Below are 18,110 nucleotides of genomic sequence, written 5' to 3' on the forward strand. Positions count from 1 at the left end.
GACTACGCGCGCGCGTTGCATGACAAAAATGCATTGTTTATATCTTCACCATGCACGAAGTGAATTTATCCGGGCTCGACCTCAACCTGCTGCCGGCACTCGAAGCGCTGCTGCGCCGGCGCAACGTCACCCACGCGGCGCAGGAGGTCGGCCTGAGCCAGCCGGCGATGAGCCGCGCGCTGTCGCGTTTGCGCATTCTGCTCGGCGATCCGCTGCTGGTCCGCGGCCATCACGGCCTAGTGCTGACACCGAAGGCTCAGGCCCTGGTGCCGCGCCTGAGCGTGGCCGTCGCAGATCTCAAGGAGCTGTTTCGCGAGCGCCGGTTCGACCCGGCCACCGAACAGCGCACCATCCGCATCGCCGCGTCCGACAACCAGACCGTGCTGCTGGCGCCGCTGTTGATGGCGCGGCTGGCCCGCGAGGCACCCGGCATCGATCTGCGCTTCGAGCCCTATCGTGCGGATCTGCGTGAGCGGATGGAGAGCGGCTCGCTGGATTTCGCGTTTGCTTTGGCCACCACCGATCTGCCGCCCGGCGCTGTTAGTATGCCGATCGCCGACGACCGCCTCGCGCTGGTGATGCGGCGCGGCCATCCGAGAGCCAACCGCATTTGGCGGATCGGCGACTACGCCGACGTCGACCATGTCGGCATCGCGCTGCTCGATGACGGCCGCTCGGAGCTCGATGGAATCCTGGCAGCCGCGGGGGTGAGCCGCCGCGTCGCGCTGGTCACGCCGCATTTTATCGCGGCACTGGCGGCCGTCGCCGCGACCGATATGGTGACGACGATCTCTCTTGCGCTGGCGCGCCGCTTTGCCGGCGCGTTCGATCTGATCGTCAAGCCGCCGCCGTTCGCCAAGGTCGAGTTGCCGATGACGCTGGTGTGGTCGCATTTGCGCAATGCTGATCCGCTGCTGGTCTGGTTTCGCGGCCTCTTGCGGGAGGTTGCCGGACCGGCTTATGCGGAGCGTCGTCAACGCGCGGCGCGTCGAACGACTTGACGGCGCACCGTTACCAAGACGGCTCCGATGGGGCCGGGAGGACGGCGCATGCAATCTCCCCGCGACCTGCTTGCTGATCTCTGGGCCTCCGTCGGCGCCGACCCCGCCGCGCTGGAGCGCGTGACGCTGACCGGCGACGAGCCGCAGTTGCCGTCGTCGTTTCGCGTCGACGCTGCGGCGCAGGTGGCGATTGCGGCGAGCGGGTTGGCGGCGGCCGAGATCTGGGCGATGCGGAGCGGGCAGGCGCAGGGCGTCAGCGTCGACATGCGCCACGCCGCGATCGAGTGCCGCTCCGAACGCTATTTGCGCAGGAACGACGAGCCGCCGCCGCCCGCTTGGGATCCGCTCGCCGGCGTGTATCAGGTGAAGGGCGGCCGCTATGTCCGGCTGCACACCAACTTTCCGCATCATCGTGATGCGGTCTGCAGGGTGCTGGCCTGCGAGCCGGTTCGCGACGCGGTGCAGGCCGCGCTGCTGCAGTGGGAGGGCGAAGCGTTCGAGAGCGCTGCTTATGTGCCCGGCGGCGTGGTGGCGCTGATGCGCTTGCGCGAGGAATGGCAGACGCTGCCGCAAGCCGCGGTGCTCGATGCGTTGCCGCTGGTGGAGATCAGCAAGATTGGCGATGCGGCGCCGAAGCCGTGGCCTGCGGGCAATCGACCGCTCGCAGGCTTACGCGTGCTCGATCTGTCGCGTGTGATCGCCGGGCCCGTGGCCGGTCGCACGCTGGCGGCGCATGGTGCCGACGTGATGCTGGTATCAAGTCCGAAGCTGCCGTCGATCCCGTGGCTGGTCATCGACACCGGCCGCGGCAAGCTGTCGAGCTTTGCCGATCTCACCACGCCAGAGGGCCACGCCGCCTTGCGTGAATTGCTGAGCGAGGCCGACATCGTCAGCCAGGGCTATCGTCCGCACGCGCTCGCGGCGCTCGGTTTCTCTCCGGAGGAAGCCGCCGCGCTCAATCCCGGCATCGTCTACGTGTCGCTGTCCGCCTACGGACGCTCCGGGCCGTGGGCGGAGCGGCGCGGTTTCGACTCCTTGGTGCAATGCGCCACCGGCTTCAACCATGCCGAAGGGCAGGCGGCAGGCGTCAGCGGGCCGAAGGAATTGCCGATGCAGATCCTCGACCACGCCACCGGCTATCTGATGGCGTTCGGCGCGATGGTCGCCAAGGCTCGCCAGGCCCGCGAGGGCGGCAGCTGGCATGTCGAGGTGTCGCTGGCCCGTACCGGGAACTGGCTGTGGGAGATGGGGCGGCTACCGCACGGTCTGGGTACACCCGAGATCAGCTCAGCGACGGCGGTACCGTATTTCGACGTGGTCGATTCCGGCTTCGGCACGCTGCGGTCGGTCCGCCATTCTGCGGTTCTCAGCGCCACGCCGGCCGTCTGGGCCCGCCCAGCAGTGCCGCTGGGGACCGATCCGGCGGTCTGGCCACCCCGTGGTTAAGGCCTCCGGCTGCCTGTTCCACCGGTTAATGTGCCGTTCAGGATGGAATTCGTAAGGCTGCCGACCGAGACGCGCGTCTCGGTCGGCGGCTGACGCGCTGGTGTCATCATTCGCTGCTAAGCGCATTTTTGCCGTTTTCACTTTGCGCTGGCCACGATTCGGGCATTATCAGCCGTCAGGGAGGCAACGCGGCGATCAAGCCGGAGCTCAGGCAGGGCATGCGCGAAAATTTTCTTCGAAATCTGCGTCTTCGGCGCACTTGGTGGATCGCTGCTGGTTGCTTGGCGGCCGTCGTTGCCGTGGGCGGTTACGAACTGGCTAAGCTCGAGCAGCCCGGGCGCGGCCACACCGATGTTTCCAGCCAGTCGCGCCGCAGTGCCGACCGCTACACCCCGACGCCGGCCGAATGGGCGAGTCTCACGATCGAGCCGGTGAGCGACCGCAGCTTCCGCGCCGAGCACGTCACCGAAGGCAAGATCGCGATCGACGAGGACCGCGCCACCCCGGTGTTTTCGCCCTATGCGGGCCGGGTGACCAAACTGCTGGCGCGTCCCGGCGACCACGTCGCCAAGGGCCAGCCGCTGTTCACCATCGAGGCGCCGGACACGGTGCAGGCGCAGAACGATTTCATCACCGCCTCGACCGCGCTCAACAAAGCGAAGTCGCAGCTCGATCTGGCGCAGCTTCAGGACAAGCGCGCTCGCGATCTGTTCGAAGGCAAGGCGGTGCCGCTGAAGGATTATCAGCAGGCGCAGGCGACGCTGGTCAGCGCCCAGAACGATTTCCAGTCCGCGACCACTGCGCTCGAAGCCGCGCGCAACCGGCTGCGGATCGTCGGCCTCAGCGAGGCTGCGATCTCGGCATTCCAGGACAAGGGCAAAATCAACCCGGAGACCACTATCGTGGCGCCGATCGCCGGCACCGTGGTGCAGCGCAAGGTCGGTCCAGGCCAATACGTCAACGCTGGCGCCAGCGATCCGGTCTACATGATCGGCGATCTGTCGACGGTGTGGCTCACCGCCTTCGTGCGCGAGAGCGAAGCTGCCGACGTTGAGGAAGGTCAGGATGTCAGCTTCAAGGTGCTGGCGCTGCCCGGCCGCACGCTGACCGGCCGGATCGACTACGTCGCCGCCGCGATCGATCCGACCAGCCGCCGGCTGACGGTGCGTGCCACCATCGATAATCCCGGCGGTCTGCTGAAGCCGGAAATGTTCGCCAATGTCACGATCTACTCGCCGTCGGATCATCCGGCCGTCGGCGTGCCGCGCCAGGCGCTGATCTACGAAGGCGATCAGGTGCGGGTGTGGGTCGCCCATGACGACCGCTCGATCGAGCTGCGCACCGTGAAGCCCGGCCTGTCGGCCGGCAATCTCGTCGAGGTGATCGGCAATCTGCGGCCGGGCGAGAAAGTCGTGACCAAGGGCAGCCTGTTCATCGATCGCGCCGCGACCGGATAACTTGCGCTCCGACCTTCCGCGCCGTGCAGTTCTGCTGCCGGCGCGGCTTCCTTCTGCCCGTCGCCGCACCGTTCGTTCGAACCGCCCGCGCCGATGATCGACACACCCGCCGGACCCGCGTTTCGCAGCCTCGGCCTCCCTTGAAAGGTCCGGTCCATGGGCCGCCTCGTCGAATTCGCGGTCAACCGCCGTTTCCTGATGCTCGCCCTGTTCGTGCTGGTGCTCGCCGGCGGGGTGGCGGCGTTCGAACATCTCAATATCGAAGCCTATCCCGATCCGACCCCGCCGATGGTCGACATCGTGACCCAGAGCCCAGGGCTGTCGGCCGAAGAAATCGAGCGCTACATCACCATCCCGATCGAAACCCAGGTCTCCGGCATCAAGAACCTGAAGACGATCCGGACGATCTCGCTCTACGGCCTGTCCGACGTCAAACTGCAGTTCTCGTTCGACTACACCTACGAGCAGGCGCTGCAGCAGGTGCTCAACCGGTTGTCGCAGCTGCCGGCGCTGCCGGGCAACGCCCAGCCCGGCATCTCGCCGCTCAGCCCGATCGGTGAGATCTTCCGCTATCGGCTGGTCGGTCCGCCCGGCTACAGCGTGCTCGATCTGAAGACGCTGCAGGACTGGGTGTTGCAGCGCCGCTTCCGCGCCGTGCCCGGCGTGATCGACGTTACCGGCTGGGGCGGCAAGACCAAGACCTACGAGGTCCAGGTCGATTTCAACAAGCTGATCGCCTACGGCCTGACGCTGCCGCAGGTGCTGCAGGCCGTCTCCAATTCCAACATCAATGTCGGCGGCAACACCGTCGATATCGGCGCGCAATCGGCGGTGGTGCGCGGCGTCGGGCTGATCCGCTCGATCGACGATCTGTCCAACACCATGATTTCCTCGAATGGTGGTAATCCGGTGCTGGTCAAGGACGTCGCCAAGGTCAGCGTCGGCGAGAAGCCGCGGCTCGGCATCGCCGGCATCAACAACGACGACGACATCGTCCAGGGCATCGTGTTGATGCGGCGCGGCGAGCAGAGTTCGCCGACGATCGCGCGGGTCGAGGAGGCGGTCGCCAAGATCAACGCCTCCGGTGTGTTGCCGCCCGGCGTGCGGATCGAGCGGATCTACGACCGCAAGGATCTGATCGACACCACCACCCACACCGTGCTGCACAACATGGTGGTCGGCATTTTGCTGATCGTGCTGCTGCAATGGGTGTTCCTCGGCGATCTGCGCAGCGCCCTGATCGTCGGCGCGACGATTCCGTTCGCGCTGTTCTTCGCGGTGATCATCCTGGTGCTGCGCGGCGAATCCGCCAACCTGTTGTCGGTCGGTGCGATCGATTTCGGTCTGATCGTCGACGCCACGGTGATCATGGTCGAGGCGATCTTCAGGCGGCTGTCGCACTCCACGGTGCTGTCACCGGAGGAGCGCAACGAGATCTCGGCCGAGACCATCATGGGGATGAAGAAACACGCGATCCGCTCGGCCGCCGCCGACGTGTCGCGTTCGATCTTCTTCGCCGCGGCGATCATCATTGCGGCGTTCCTGCCGCTGTTCACGTTGTCCGGCGTCGAGGGCAATATCTTCGGCCCGATGGCGCGGACCTACGCTTATGCGCTCGCCGGCGGCCTGCTGGCGACCTTCACGGTGACGCCGGCGCTCAGCGCCATCATCCTGCCGCATCATGTCAAGGAAACCGAGACCTGGCTGATGCGGATGCTGCACAAGCTGTACATGCCGTGGCTCGGCTGGGCGATGAAGAGCCGTCCGCTGGTGATGGCCGGCGCGGTGGGGCTGGTGCTGACCACGGTGATCGCCACCCGCTTCCTCGGGCTCGAATTCCTGCCCAAGCTGGAGGAAGGCAATCTCTGGATCCGCGCGACGTTGCCGCCGACGATTTCGCTCACCGAGGGCAACGGCTACGTCAACGACATGCGCAAGCTGATCGCCAGCTTCCCGGAGGTCGAGTCGGTGGTGTCGCAGCACGGCCGCCCCGACGACGGCACCGACGCCGCCGGCTTCTTCAATGCCGAGTTCTTCGCGCCGCTGAAGCCGGCCTCGCAATGGCCGGGCAGTCACGACAAGGACGAGCTCACCGCGCGGATGCTGAAGCAACTGCAGGCGAAATTCCCCGGCGTCGAGTTCAACTTCTCGCAGTATCTGCAGGACAACGTTTCCGAGGCGGTGTCCGGCGTGAAGGGTGAGAACTCAATCAAGCTGTACGGCAACGATCTCAAGGCGCTCACCGAGACCGCCAACCAGATCAAGGCGGTGCTGGCGACCGTGGACGGCGTGAAGGATCTGGCGGTGTTCACTTCGCTCGGCCAGCCGACGATCCAGATCGACGTCAACCGGGAACGCGCCGCGCGCTACGGGCTGACGCCCGGTGACATCAACGCCACGATCCGCGTAGCGATCGGCGGCGACAGCGCCGGCGATCTGTACGAGCCCGGCAGCGACCGGCATTTTCCGATCATCGTCCGCCTGGCACCGGAATATCGCAAGAGCGCCGAGGCGATCCACAATCTACGGATCGGCGTGCAGGGGCCGAACGGCATCACCCAGATTCCGCTCAGCGAGCTCGCCGATATCCAGCTCGTCTCCGGCGCCGCCTACATCTATCGCGAGGATCAGGAACGCTATCTGCCGATCAAGTTCTCGGTGCGCGGGCGCGATCTCGGCAGCGCGATCCAGGAGGCGCAGGAGAAGGTTGCTGCGCAGGTGCAGTTGCCGCCGGGATCGCGGATGGAATGGGTCGGCGAATTCGGCAATCTGCAGGACGCCATCAAGCGGCTGTCGATCGTGGTTCCCATCAGCCTCGCGCTGATCGGCGTGCTGCTGTTCTTCAACTTCGGTTCGTTGATCGACACGCTGTTGGCGATGAGCGTGATCCCGATGGCGATCTTCGGCGGTGTGATGGGGCTGCTCGTCAGCGGCATCCCGTTCAGTGTCTCGGCGGCGATCGGCTTCATCGCGCTGTTCGGCATCGCGGTGATGGATGGCATCATCATCCTGTCGCAGTACAATCAGCTCATCGACCAGGGACTCGATCGGGTCCGCGCGGTGATCCGCACGGGTGAGCTGCAATTGCGGCCGGTGTTGATGACCTGCGTGATCGCCGGTGTTGGCCTGCTGCCGGCGGCGATGTCGACTGGCATCGGCTCGCAGGTGCAGAAGCCGCTCGCGATCGTGGTGGTTACCGGCATGATGATGGCGCCAGGGGTGATTCTCATCACGCTGCCGGTTCTGATCTCGTACTTCTCCCGGCGGCGCGCCAACTAATCGGCGCGCCGGCCATTCGCGCTCCCTCGTAGTAACGCGAGTAGGAGTTTTCCGGGTGTGGCGAGATCGTGTTGAAAATACGCGATAACTGCGTTCGTTAGTTTGTGACAGTGTGGTGACGTCGGGGCGCGTCGATGGATCACAGCCGCAGCTTGACCTGGGTCAATGAGGGCAGGCGAGGTCGTGGCACCATTCAACTATGACCAAGCTCCTGGTTTACCGATGTCCTCAGAACGGTCTGATGACTCAGACCTGGATCGCTGACGAAGTCGTTGGCGGGGAGCGGTCGACCTACGAGCAGGTGTTCTGTCTGGCGTGCTCGCAGCAGCATTTCATCAGCCTCGCGACGGGGCGCGCGCTCGGCGACAGCGCTGCGGTGAGGACCGCGACCGGCAGTCCGGCGATTCCGCCGCGCGATCAGCGCTCGCCGATGCTGGCATTGCCGCCGGAAGCTTAAGGTTCCGGACCTCGGCGCGCTCGACGGCGATCCGTTCAAAGTCTCTGTTGGAGCGTTACGCGGCGGTTGCTCTTCGCCTTACTGCCCCGACGGGGTACGCAGGCCGTGCCAAGCGTCGCGGACCTGGTGGTAGTGCACTTCCGGCAGATAGTCTGGCGTGTTCAGGCCGAGGGACTGGACGTCGAGCCGACCGATTGCGCTGAGCAGAGTATAGGAGGCGACGACGCGGTCGCGCTGCGCGCCGATCAGCCGCGCCCGTGCCTGGATCACGTCCTGCTGCGAGTTGAGCACGTCGACGGTGGTGCGCTGGCCGCCCTGTGCTTCGCGGCCGACGCCCTGCAACGCTATCTCGGCAGCGCGAACTTCGGATTCCGCGGCGCTGACGGCGATCTTGGCACCCTCGTTCGATACCCAGGCGCCGATCGCAGCGGTGCGGCTCTGGTTGCGCACCAGATCGAGCACCGATCGGCTCTGCGCGGCCAGCTCCTTGGATTGCCGGGTCTGCGAGGCCGCGGTGCCGCCGTCGTAGATCGGCGCGTTGATCTGGCCGATCACTGAGGCCTGATCGGTGCCGTAGGTGCCGAGCGTCGAATCCGCCTGACGACTGCGGCTGGCGCTGCCCTGCAGGGTCACGGTCGGCAGCAGCGAACCTTCTGCCACCTTGATCGTGGTGCTGGCGACGTCGACGTCGTAGCTCGCCGCCAGTACCGCCGGGTTGCCCTTCGCCGCCAGGGCGATCGCATCCTCGCGGCTGCGCGGCAGCAGCCGGTCGATCGGGGAGGCCGGGCTGAGTCTATCCGGCGCACTGCCGATCACCGCCGCGTAAGTCGCTTGACTGATGGCGAGATTGACTTCGGCAGCGTTGAGGTCGGCGCGGCCGCGGCTGAGCCGGGCTTCGGCCTGGGCGGTGTCGGTCGGGGTGACGTCCCCGGCGTTCAGCCGCTTCTTGGTGATGTCGAGGGTCTGGCTGAGAAAGTCGACGTTGGCCTTCTGCGCCGCGACCAGGGCCTGATTGGCAAGCACGTTGGTATAAGCTGTGACGGCATCGAGCAGTACGCCCTGGCCGACATTGCGCAGCGCTTCACGGCCCGACTTCACCTGCAGTTCGGCGACGCGCACGCTGTTGGCGGTGCGGAAGCCGTTGAACAGCGTCTGCGTTACGGTGACGCCGATCGTCCAGGGCTTCAGCGTATCGCTTTGAAAGGTGTTGCTGGGGAGCAGGTTGCGCACCTGCTGGAGGCCCGCCCCGAGCGAAGCTATCAGCTGCGGCCGGTAGCCGGCGAGCGCCTGCGGGACGTTTTCGTCGGTGGCGCGCTGGCGGGCGCGCTCGGCGATCAGTTGCGGGTTGGACTGGTACGCCTTCACCAGCGCGTCGGATAGTCCTTCGGCCGACACTGGGCCGGCCGCTGCGACGCCGATCGCGGCGGTGACCCCGAGGGTCCATGCCGAACGATGTGCGCGCTGCGCGCTGCCAACGAGTCTCGTCCACCAAACCATGCGGTCCCGCGCCCTCCTGGACATCCGCCCCGCGATGCCTGCGCGTTTGTAGAACGCGGTGCAGCGCGAGGCAATCAGCGGGCGGGAAAGCCTGTGCTTGGCTGCCGAGGTGTTGTGATGCGGCAACGCTGCGACGATCGGGCGCGCGGCTTCGTGCGCGCTTTTGGCCGCCGCAGTCGCGATCCGTCAGCCTGCTGTCAGCGGTTCTGATTGTTCGGCTTGCGCTTCTCGATGAACGCCGCCATGCCCTCGGCGCGGTCTTCCAGCGCGAAGGTCGAGCGGAACAGGTCGCGCTCGACGGCGAGGCCTTCGGCCAGCGTGGTTTCCAGCGCACGGTTCACCGCGCTCTTGGCCATCGCCGCAGTCGGGCGCGACATCGTGGCGATCTTCTCGGCCGCGCCGATCGCTTCTTCCATCAGCTTGTCGGCCGGCACGATGCGGCTGACGAGGCCGGAGCGCTCGGCTTCCTGCGCGTCCATCATCCGCCCGGTCAGGCACAGATCCATCGCTTTGTACTTGCCGATCGCGCGGGTCAGACGCTGCGTACCGCCGATGCCCGGAATCGTGCCGAGGGTGATTTCGGGCTGGCCGAACTTCGCATTGTCGGCGGCGATGATGATGTCACACATCATCGCCAGTTCGCAGCCGCCGCCGAGCGCGTAGCCGGCGACCGCCGCGACGGTCGGCTTGCGGCAGCGTGCCAGCCGGTCGCCGCCGATCGAGGTGAAGTCCTCGTTGAACATGTCGATGAAGCCCTTCGGCTGCATCTCCTTGATGTCGGCGCCGGCGGCGAACGCCTTCTCGCTGCCGGTGATCAGGATGCATCCGATCGCATCGTCGGCTTCGAGATCTTCGACCGCCGCGCCGATCTCGCGGAACACGCCGAACGACAGCGCATTCAGCATCTTCGGGCGGTTGAGCTTGATGATGCCGACCGCGTTCTGACGCTCGACGATGATGAATTCGAATGTGCTCATGATGCATGTCCCCGGGAAGGCCGACCGCGGCCGCGGGCAATCTGCCCGCTGACGTTCGCGGCTTCAAGGGGTGGGCGCTCGCGCCGTCAGGCCATGAACATGCGCGCCGCGGAGGCGAGGGTCAGAAGGCCGCCTGCGGCGATGAAGATCTTGCCGATCAACGAGGCCTTGTCCCAGGCATCGTCGCGTCCAGTGGCTTGCGTCTGGGCTTGCTGCTGAGCCTGCGCGACCGTGGCGGCTTCGCTGGCCGCGGGCTGCTGCTGAACCTGAGCCTGCATTTGCGGCGCGTCGGTCGCGGCGCGGTCGAGATCGTTGACCTGATCGGCGGCGACCACCTCGGGCGTGCTCGGGGTGTTGGCGGCAGGAGCCTCGGCCTGCTTGGCGGGTTCGGCCGTTGCGCCGGCCTGGGCGCCACCAACCTCGGCCGGGCTAGCTTCGGCGTTGGCGTTGGCGATGGAGGCCGGCAGCGCGCCGCTGGCGTCGGCGAGCGGCTTGGGTTCGGTCTGCGGTGTGTTGGCGGCGCGGTCTTCGTCGACCGGCGACTTGATCACGGGTTTTGCCGCAGAATGCTTGGCATTGGCTGGTTTGGCGCGGTGCCGGACGACCTTCTTCTTCGGCGACGGTTTGGCGGTGCTGTCGCTGGCAGCCGTCTGCGGCGCCGCCATGCTCGGAGTTGCTGGTGCTGTGCACCACAACCCCACCGTCAAGCCTGCCGCGATGATAAGAGCCGAGCGCCCGCTGGCTTTGATGTCCATGACATTCTCCCCATTTGCCAGCCCGGCGGCCACAAAGCGCGCCGCGGTGGCGTCAGCGCGGCCAAACCATGAGGAATCGTTGCTGATCCGCGGCAACATCTTGGCAACGATGCGGAAGATGGTTGGCGCTGGCACAACAATGCTATGAGTTTCGCCGGGCCACCGTCTGCCTCCCGGTCTGGTCACGACGGCGTGATCGGAGCGGTGCGGTGTAACGAACGACTATCGGAACCGAACTGTCTTTCGGGAGCGTGCGTGCGCGGACGTGACGATGAATGGACCGAGCTGATGCTGTCGGCCAATGCCGGCGACAGCATCGCCTACCGGCGCCTCCTCGAAAGTGTCACGCCGGTGCTGCGCGCGGGGGCTCGTCGCGGGCTCGCGCGCGCCGGACAGCCCGTCGATCAGGCCGAGGACATCGTGCAGGAGATTCTGCTCGCCGTGCATCTGAAGCGGCACACCTGGGACGGCACCGCGCCGTTTGCACCCTGGTTGCTCGCGATCGCGCGCAACAAGCTGATCGACACCCTGCGCCGCCGCGGTCGCCGGGTGTTCGTCGACATCGACGATTTCGCCGAGACCCTGCCGAGCGAACCGCCGCGTGAGACGCTGCCGGCGAGCGAGGTGACGAAGCATCTCGAAGCGTTGCCGGCGCGGCAGCGCGAGGTGCTGCAATCGATCGCGGTCGACAGTGCCTCGATCAAGGACACCGCGGCGAAGCTGTCGATGAGCGAGGGCGCAGTGCGGGTGGCGCTGCATCGCGGCCTGTCGGCGCTCGCAGCCAAACTGAGAACGGTGTGACCATGGAAACCGATCGCCTGATCCAAGCGCTCGCCGCCGACGGCGCCGACCGCTACCGGCCGGTGGGGCAGGTGCTGGCCGCCTCGCTGTTGGTGGCGCTTCCGGTCTCGGCGGCGCTGCTGCTCTCGACGCTCGGGCTACGCCCCGATTTGTCCCAGGCGATGCACAATCCGTTCTTCGATCTGAAATTCGTGGTGACGCTGGCGCTGTCGCTGTCGGCGATCACCGTCGCGCTGCATCTGTCGCGCCCGGAGGCGACAGCGAAAGGCTGGCGCCTGCTGCTGCTGGCCCCGCTCGCGATTCTCGGTCTTGCGATCGGAGCCGAAGCGATGCTGCCGCATCGCACCTCGGCGATGACGCGGCTGGTCGGCCATAATTCGATGCTGTGCCTCGGCGCAATTCCGGTGTTGTCGCTGCCGATCCTCGGCGCGGCGCTGCTGGGTCTGCGGCGCGGCGCGCCGTCGCGCCCGGTGCTCGTCGGCGCGGTTGCCGGCATGCTGTCGGCGGGGCTCGCCGGTACGCTGTATGCTGCGCATTGTGTCGACGATTCACCGCTATTCGTTGCCACCTGGTACACGCTCGCGACCGCAATCGTCGCTGGCATCGGCGCGCTGCTGGGGCCGCGGGTGCTGCGCTATTGACGCAAAGTCCGCCGCGCCTCCGGGATGTAACTGATTGCGAATGAATTTGACTCGCCTAGCGCCTATGGTAGCAAAACACCAAGGGGCGCAGGATGAGCGGGTTTTCACGACGACGGGCGAGGGCAGTGGTGGCGGCTTGGGTCGCTGCCTACGCGCTCGTGCTCAATGTCGTTCTCGCCAGCGCGCTGCTCGCCAGCCAATCGCCGGTGCAGCTTCTGAGCGGCCATGAGTTCTGCTTCGCCGTCACCGACGCCGATACTGCCCCGGGCGATGCCGGCCAGCCGGCCAAGGCGGTTCCGATCCGCTGTCCGCTGTGCCTCGGCCAGCACGTCAGCGCGACCCCGCCGCTGCTGCCTCCGGCGCTGGCGATCCGGATCGCTTTCAGCATCCGTTACGAGACGCCGCGCGCCGCGCCGTTTGTGGCGCTGCAGCCGTCGCTCGATTACCAGCCACGCGGCCCGCCGGCTCTGATCTGACGATCACGCGTGCTTGCGCGCGTTCGCTTCATCGTCCGATCTGTCGCCGGAGTTTTCTGATGTCATCCGCATGTCCGCGGTTGCGCAGCCGTGTGCTCGCGCAGGCCACCGCGCTCGTCTCCACTTGTGTCTTCGTCGTTCCAGCCGCGGCGCAAAGCCGTTCCGAAAACAACCTGCCGCCGGTCACCGTGCAGGCGCCGGATCAGGCCGCACGGTCCGCACCGGCCCGTCCGAAGCCCGGCGCGACCTCGCGGCCGACCCGCACCGTGCGTAGTGCCGAGCCCGCCGCGCAGCCGTCAGCCGCACCGGCAGCCAGCGACATCGCACGCGGACCGGCGCTGACCGTACTCACGGTGCAGCAGGCGCTCGCCGATATCCAGCAAACGCCGGGCGGCGTCGCGCTGGTACCGGCCAACGCCTATCGCAACTCGACGGTGGCCAATACCATCAAGGACATTCTCGACTACGTGCCCGGCGTGTTCGCGCAGCCGAAATGGGGCGACGACACCCGGTTGTCGATCCGAGGCTCGAGCCTGTCGCGCAATTTCCATCTGCGCGGCGTGCAGCTCTACATGGACGGGATTCCGATCAACACCGCGGACGGTTACGGCGATTTCCAGGAAATCGACCCGACCGCCTACAACTATGTCTCCGTGTACAAGGGCGCCAACGCGCTGCAGTACGGTGCCAATTCGCTCGGCGGCGCGATCAATTTCGTCACCAAGACCGGCCGCGATCCGTTCCCCAACGGCGTCAGCGTCGATGCCGGCGCGTTCGGCTATCGCCGGTTGCAAGCCAATGCCGGTGGCGTCAACGGCGCCTGGGATGGTTACATCACGGCTTCGGCGCAAGCCGCGGACGGCTTCCGCAATCACAGCGATGGTCAGGCGTACCGGCTGAGCGGCAATGTCGGCTATCAGATCACGCCCGATATCGAGACGCGTTTTTATCTCAACGCCAACAGCGTCCGCCAGAAAATCCCCGGCACCGTCACCAAGGACATCGCACTGAACTCGCCGCAGACCGCGGCGGCCGGCAACATCGCGCTCGATCAGCAGCGCAACATCGACACCGTGCGGCTCGCCAACAAGACCACGATCCGGTTCGACAACACCGTGGTCGATTTCGGCGCGTTCGGCGTCGACCGCCATCTGATGCATCCGATCTTTCAGTGGCTCGACTATCGCTACCAGGACTACGGCGGTTTCGCCAAAGTCACCGACGACCGCATCATCGGCGGCTATCGCAATCGCCTGGTCGCGGGTGTCAATCTGTTGAACGGCCGGATCGACAACAAGCAGTATGTCAACGTAGCCGGGCAGAAGGGCGCGCTGGCATCGTCGTCGCTCGACAAGTCGACCAACACCAGCGTCTACATCGAGGACTCGTTCTACTTCCTGCAGAACGTCGCGCTGGTCGGCGGCACGCAATTCCTGCACGCCACCCGCGACCGCCGCGATCGCTTCCTGTCGGATGGTGATCAGTCCGGATCTACCGAGTTCAACCTGTGGAGCCCGAAGGGCGGGCTGCTCTGGCAGATCGATCCGAACTGGCAGGCCTTCGCCAACGTCTCGCGTAGCGCCGAGGTGCCGAGTTTTGGCGAGAGTGCGTCGGGCCCCGGCATTCCGACGATCCCGTTCACCAGTATCCGGCCGCAGCGCGCCACCACCTACGAGATCGGCACCCGCGGGCGGCGGCCCGACGTCACCTGGGATCTCAGCCTGTACCGGGCCGAGATCAAGGACGAGCTGCTGTGTCTCTACAGCGCGTTCGGCAACTGCAACGTCACCAACGCCGACCGCACCCTACATCAAGGTGTCGAAGCCGGCCTCGGCGTGACGCTGTTCAAGCATTTGTTCGAGCGCGCCGGTGCGCCCGACCGGCTGTGGCTCAACATGGCCTACACGCTGAACGACTTCCGCTTCGACGGTGACGCCAAGTTCGGCAACAACCTGCTGCCCGGCGCGCCGCGGCACTATCTGCGCGCCGAGCTGCTCTACAAGAATCCGAACGGCTTCTATTTGGGCCCGAACGTCGAATGGGTGCCGCAGGCCTACTACGTCGACAGCGCCAACACGCTTCAGACCGAGCCCTACGCGCTGCTCGGCCTCAAAGCGGGCATCGACAATGGCGGGCCGTATTCGATCTACATCGAAGGCCGCAACTTGCTCGACAAGACCTACATCGCCTCGGCCAGCATCATCGACAAGGCGAACGCCAATTCGCCGCTGTTCGAACCCGGCACCGGCCGCGCGGTTTATGCCGGCTTCAAGGCAAGGTGGTGACGCGGATGTTGATTTCATGCGTGAAGCACAGGATGTCGTGCATCCTGCCGTCGTCTCGCCGCGTGCTGCTGGCCTCCGCCGCGGCGGTCGCGTCAGTCTCTATGTTCGGCGCTTCCGCGCTGGCGCAGAGCACGTCGAGAGAGCCGCTACCGCCGGTGACGGTGCAGGCGCCGGCTCAGGCGCTGCCTTCCGCCGGCCGTTCGAAGCCACGTGCCACGTCGGGTGGCAGTCGCACAGTGCGCAGCGCTAATCGGGGCGCGGCTTCCGCGCGGCCGACCGCAGGTCCGGGAGTCCAGCAAGGTTCGGGCTCGACGGCAAGCCTGACGGTGCCGACCACTGAGCAGGCACGCCAGGAAATCCAACGAGTCCCCGGCGGGGTTGCGCTGGTGCCCGACACGGCGTTCAAGAATTCGCCGGCCAACACCATCAAGGACGCGCTCGGCTGGGTGCCGGGCGTACTGATCCAGCAGCGCTGGGGGCCGGACGCGCGGATTTCGATCCGCGGCTCGGGCTTGTCCCGCGCCTACGGCAATCGCGGCATCAACCCGTATATGGACGGCATCCCGATCAACACTGCGGACGGCCTGTTCGACCTCTACGAGATCGATCCCACTGCGTATCGTTATATCGAGGTGTACAAGGGCGCGAACGGCTTGCGTTATGGCGCCAACTCGCTCGGCGGCGCGATCAACTTCGTGATGCCGACCGGGCGCGACGCGCCCGAGTTCGAGGCACGTGTTGACGGCGGCAGCTTCGGCTACTTGAAGTCGCAGGTTGCGACCGGCGGGGTCGCCGGCGCCGCGGATTGGTACATGACGATGTCGGCGCAGCGCGAGGACGGCTATCGCGAGCACAGCAAGACCGACGCCGAGCGGCTGAATGCCAATGTCGGCTATCAGTTCTCGCCCGATGTGGAGACCCGGTTCTATCTGAATGTCAGCCGCTGGCGGGCGCAGATTCCCGGTGAGGTCACCAAGGACCAGGCGCTGAACTCGCCGCGTGCGGCGAATCCGGTGTGGGTGCAGCAGGACCAGCAGCGCAATATCGACTCGGTGCGCGTCGCCAACAAGACGACTTTGCGGTTCGACGAGACCACGGTCGATTTCGGTGCGTTCGTCCTCGAACGCCACGTGATGCACCCGATCTATCAGTGGCTGGACTTCCACGTCCACGATTATGGCGGCTTCGCCCGCGCCACCGACGACCGTTTCATCGGTGGCTTCCGCAACCGCCTGATCACCGGCGTCAACATCCAGAACGGCACCATCGACATCAACCAATATTGGAACGTCGGTGCGGCGGTGAAGGGGCCGATGGCGGCGTCTTACCTGTGGAAGTCGCAGAACGTCTCGGCCTATGCCGACAACTCGTTCTACGTCCTGCCCAATGTCGCGCTGGTCGCCGGCGCCCAATTCCTGCACGCGGTGCGCGATCAGCAGGACCGCTTCCTGGCGAACGGCGATCAGTCGGGACGGCGTGCCTACAACCCGTTCAGTCCCAAGATCGGCATCTTGTGGGATGTCGACGCGGCCTGGCAGGTGTACGGCAATATCTCGCGCAGCGCGGAGGTTCCGACCTACGACGTCACCACCTTCGCGTCACCGGCGAGCACGGACATCAATGCCCAGACCGTGACGACCTATGAGGTGGGCACACGCGGCCGGCGGCCGGATCTGACTTGGGACGTCTCGCTGTATCGCGCCGACATCCGCAACGAGCTCCAGTGTCTTACCAGCCCGGCGACGCTCGGCGCCTGCACGATCCGCAATGCGGATCGCACGGTGCATCAGGGCATCGAAGCAGGACTCGGAGTCGCGTTCCTTAAGTCGACCTTCGCGCCGGAGGACCGGTTCTGGTTCAACGTCGCCTACACCTATAGTGACTTCCGGTTCGATAGTGACGCCACCTGGGGAAACAATCGTTTGCCGGCAGTGCCCGCGCACTATGTTCGGGCCGAGGTGCTCTACAAGCATGCCAGCGGCTTCTACGCCGGCCCGAACGTCGAATGGATGCCGCAGGCGTTCTATGCCGACAACGCCAACACGCTGACGGTCGATCCCTACGCGCTCGTGAACTTCAAGCTCGGCTACGACCGCGGCACCGGCTGGTCCGGCTACATCGAGGGACGCAATCTGCTCGACAAGCGCTACATTTCGACCGCGATCGCGGTCGAAACCGCCACGGCTGCATCGGCACTGTTCAATCCGGGGATGGGGCGCGTGGTGTTCGGCGGTCTGCGCTACCGGCTGTGAGCGTGATGCCGCCGGCTGCTCAGGCAGCCGACGGTGCCGCTGCGGCGGCTTGCTGCATGCGGTGGAAACGCAGGACCTGCTGGGCGGTCGAAGGGCGCAGCCGCTCGTAGGTTTCGCGGCATTCCTCGAGATCCGGCGATCTTGTTCCGTTGATCTCGTCGCGCATGTAGATGATCTCGCGCACCGTGTCCCACGTCAGGTTGCAGATCTTGGCGAGGATCAATACGCCCTCGTCGCGGGACTCCACCATCATGGCTTCGGCGGTTTCGACCGTGATGTTGGCGAGGCAGGCGATCGCCTGATTTGTCTCGTCGAATTTACGTTGCGTGGCGAAGTTGTGGACTTCGGCGGCGTCGATGCGTCCTTCTTCGAACAACGAACGGACCAGACCGTGGGCGATGCTTGTCTGTCGGTTGATGCCGCTGGTGGCGGAGCGCGCCAGCCGGCTCGCCTCCCGCACCGCCGTCTCGATGTCGGCCGAAGCCTGCGGATTGACGGCTTCCAGTTTGCTGCGGACCGTCGCCGAGGCGATCGCGATCATCTTCAGGTATTGCGCACGGGGAATGGTGCGCTGGCCGAGCGCGTCCGCGAGGTCGTCGTCGTGCTCGGCGCGCCGCGCCAGTGTGCTGTAGCCGTTGTCGGAGAATTCGGCACCCGGGTTTTTCACCGTGCTCTGCACCACAGCCGGGTCGCCGAGTTCGACGAGCACGTCGGTGACGGCGCCGCTGAGGGTGCGGCGGGTCGAGATCGCCATCATGTGCTGCTGGCTCTTGGCGCGCATATTGG

14 protein-coding genes are annotated in these 18,110 nt (G+C 66.0%); 10 read left to right on the forward strand and 4 right to left on the reverse strand.

What is annotated here, in order from left to right; genetic code table 11:
* The first annotated feature begins 50 nt into the window (after positions 1-50).
* The 5 genes from DY468_RS09835 (at position 51) to DY468_RS09855 (ending at position 7,640) form a co-directional block, all read left to right on the forward strand.
* The gene (locus tag DY468_RS09835) at positions 51-1,001 is read left to right on the forward strand and encodes a LysR family transcriptional regulator (protein ID WP_164604632.1); all 951 of its coding nucleotides are present in this window, start codon (positions 51-53) and stop codon (positions 999-1,001) included.
* A gap of 48 nt (positions 1,002-1,049) precedes the next feature.
* Positions 1,050-2,447, forward strand: a complete 1,398-nt coding sequence (locus tag DY468_RS09840) for a CoA transferase (protein WP_164604633.1) — start codon at positions 1,050-1,052, stop codon at positions 2,445-2,447.
* Between the two features lie 218 nt (positions 2,448-2,665).
* A complete protein-coding gene (locus tag DY468_RS09845) occupies positions 2,666-3,904 on the forward strand; it encodes an efflux RND transporter periplasmic adaptor subunit (RefSeq protein ID WP_164604634.1) in 1,239 nt (412 codons plus the stop codon).
* 156 nt (positions 3,905-4,060) lie between these two features.
* Positions 4,061-7,183, forward strand: a complete 3,123-nt coding sequence (locus tag DY468_RS09850) for an efflux RND transporter permease subunit (RefSeq protein WP_164604635.1) — start codon at positions 4,061-4,063, stop codon at positions 7,181-7,183.
* A 241-nt stretch (positions 7,184-7,424) separates the two neighbouring features.
* Positions 7,425-7,640: a hypothetical protein gene (locus DY468_RS09855; protein WP_246700934.1), complete on the forward strand. Its 216-nt coding sequence runs from the start codon at positions 7,425-7,427 to the stop codon at positions 7,638-7,640.
* Positions 7,641-7,718: 78 nt separating this feature from the next.
* On the opposite strand, the gene DY468_RS09860 is transcribed toward DY468_RS09855, so the two are convergent.
* The 3 genes from DY468_RS09860 to DY468_RS09870 all read right to left on the reverse strand — a co-directional run bounded on the left by DY468_RS09860 (position 7,719) and on the right by DY468_RS09870 (position 10,902).
* The gene (locus DY468_RS09860) at positions 7,719-9,137 is read right to left on the reverse strand and encodes a TolC family outer membrane protein (RefSeq protein WP_164604637.1); all 1,419 of its coding nucleotides are present in this window, start codon (positions 9,135-9,137) and stop codon (positions 7,719-7,721) included.
* 197 nt (positions 9,138-9,334) lie between these two features.
* Positions 9,335-10,114 (reverse strand): enoyl-CoA hydratase, encoded by a 780-nt coding sequence (locus tag DY468_RS09865; protein ID WP_164604638.1) that lies wholly within the window; start codon positions 10,112-10,114, stop codon positions 9,335-9,337.
* A gap of 86 nt (positions 10,115-10,200) precedes the next feature.
* Positions 10,201-10,902, reverse strand: a complete 702-nt coding sequence (locus tag DY468_RS09870) for a hypothetical protein (protein WP_349644263.1) — start codon at positions 10,900-10,902, stop codon at positions 10,201-10,203.
* 222 nt (positions 10,903-11,124) lie between these two features.
* Between DY468_RS09870 and DY468_RS09875 the strand changes: the two genes are divergently transcribed.
* The 5 genes from DY468_RS09875 to DY468_RS09895 all read left to right on the forward strand — a co-directional run bounded on the left by DY468_RS09875 (position 11,125) and on the right by DY468_RS09895 (position 17,324).
* A complete protein-coding gene (locus DY468_RS09875) occupies positions 11,125-11,670 on the forward strand; it encodes a sigma-70 family RNA polymerase sigma factor (protein WP_164604639.1) in 546 nt (181 codons plus the stop codon).
* Positions 11,671-11,672: 2 nt separating this feature from the next.
* Complete coding sequence (locus DY468_RS09880; protein WP_164604640.1) at positions 11,673-12,311, forward strand: NrsF family protein; 639 nt, start codon at positions 11,673-11,675, stop codon at positions 12,309-12,311.
* A 128-nt stretch (positions 12,312-12,439) separates the two neighbouring features.
* A complete protein-coding gene (locus DY468_RS09885) occupies positions 12,440-12,787 on the forward strand; it encodes a DUF2946 family protein (protein ID WP_349644264.1) in 348 nt (115 codons plus the stop codon).
* A 59-nt stretch (positions 12,788-12,846) separates the two neighbouring features.
* Positions 12,847-15,072, forward strand: a complete 2,226-nt coding sequence (locus DY468_RS09890) for a TonB-dependent receptor family protein (RefSeq protein ID WP_164604642.1) — start codon at positions 12,847-12,849, stop codon at positions 15,070-15,072.
* 32 nt (positions 15,073-15,104) lie between these two features.
* Positions 15,105-17,324 (forward strand): TonB-dependent receptor family protein, encoded by a 2,220-nt coding sequence (locus tag DY468_RS09895; protein WP_164604647.1) that lies wholly within the window; start codon positions 15,105-15,107, stop codon positions 17,322-17,324.
* 19 nt (positions 17,325-17,343) lie between these two features.
* Here the strand turns inward: DY468_RS09895 and DY468_RS09900 are convergent.
* The coding region (locus DY468_RS09900) for a DUF2336 domain-containing protein (RefSeq protein WP_164604643.1) at positions 17,344-18,110 on the reverse strand (767 nt) is incomplete at its 5' end.

The organism is Rhodopseudomonas sp. BR0M22 (genome assembly GCF_010907035.1).
Lineage (GTDB): Bacteria > Pseudomonadota > Alphaproteobacteria > Rhizobiales > Xanthobacteraceae > Rhodopseudomonas.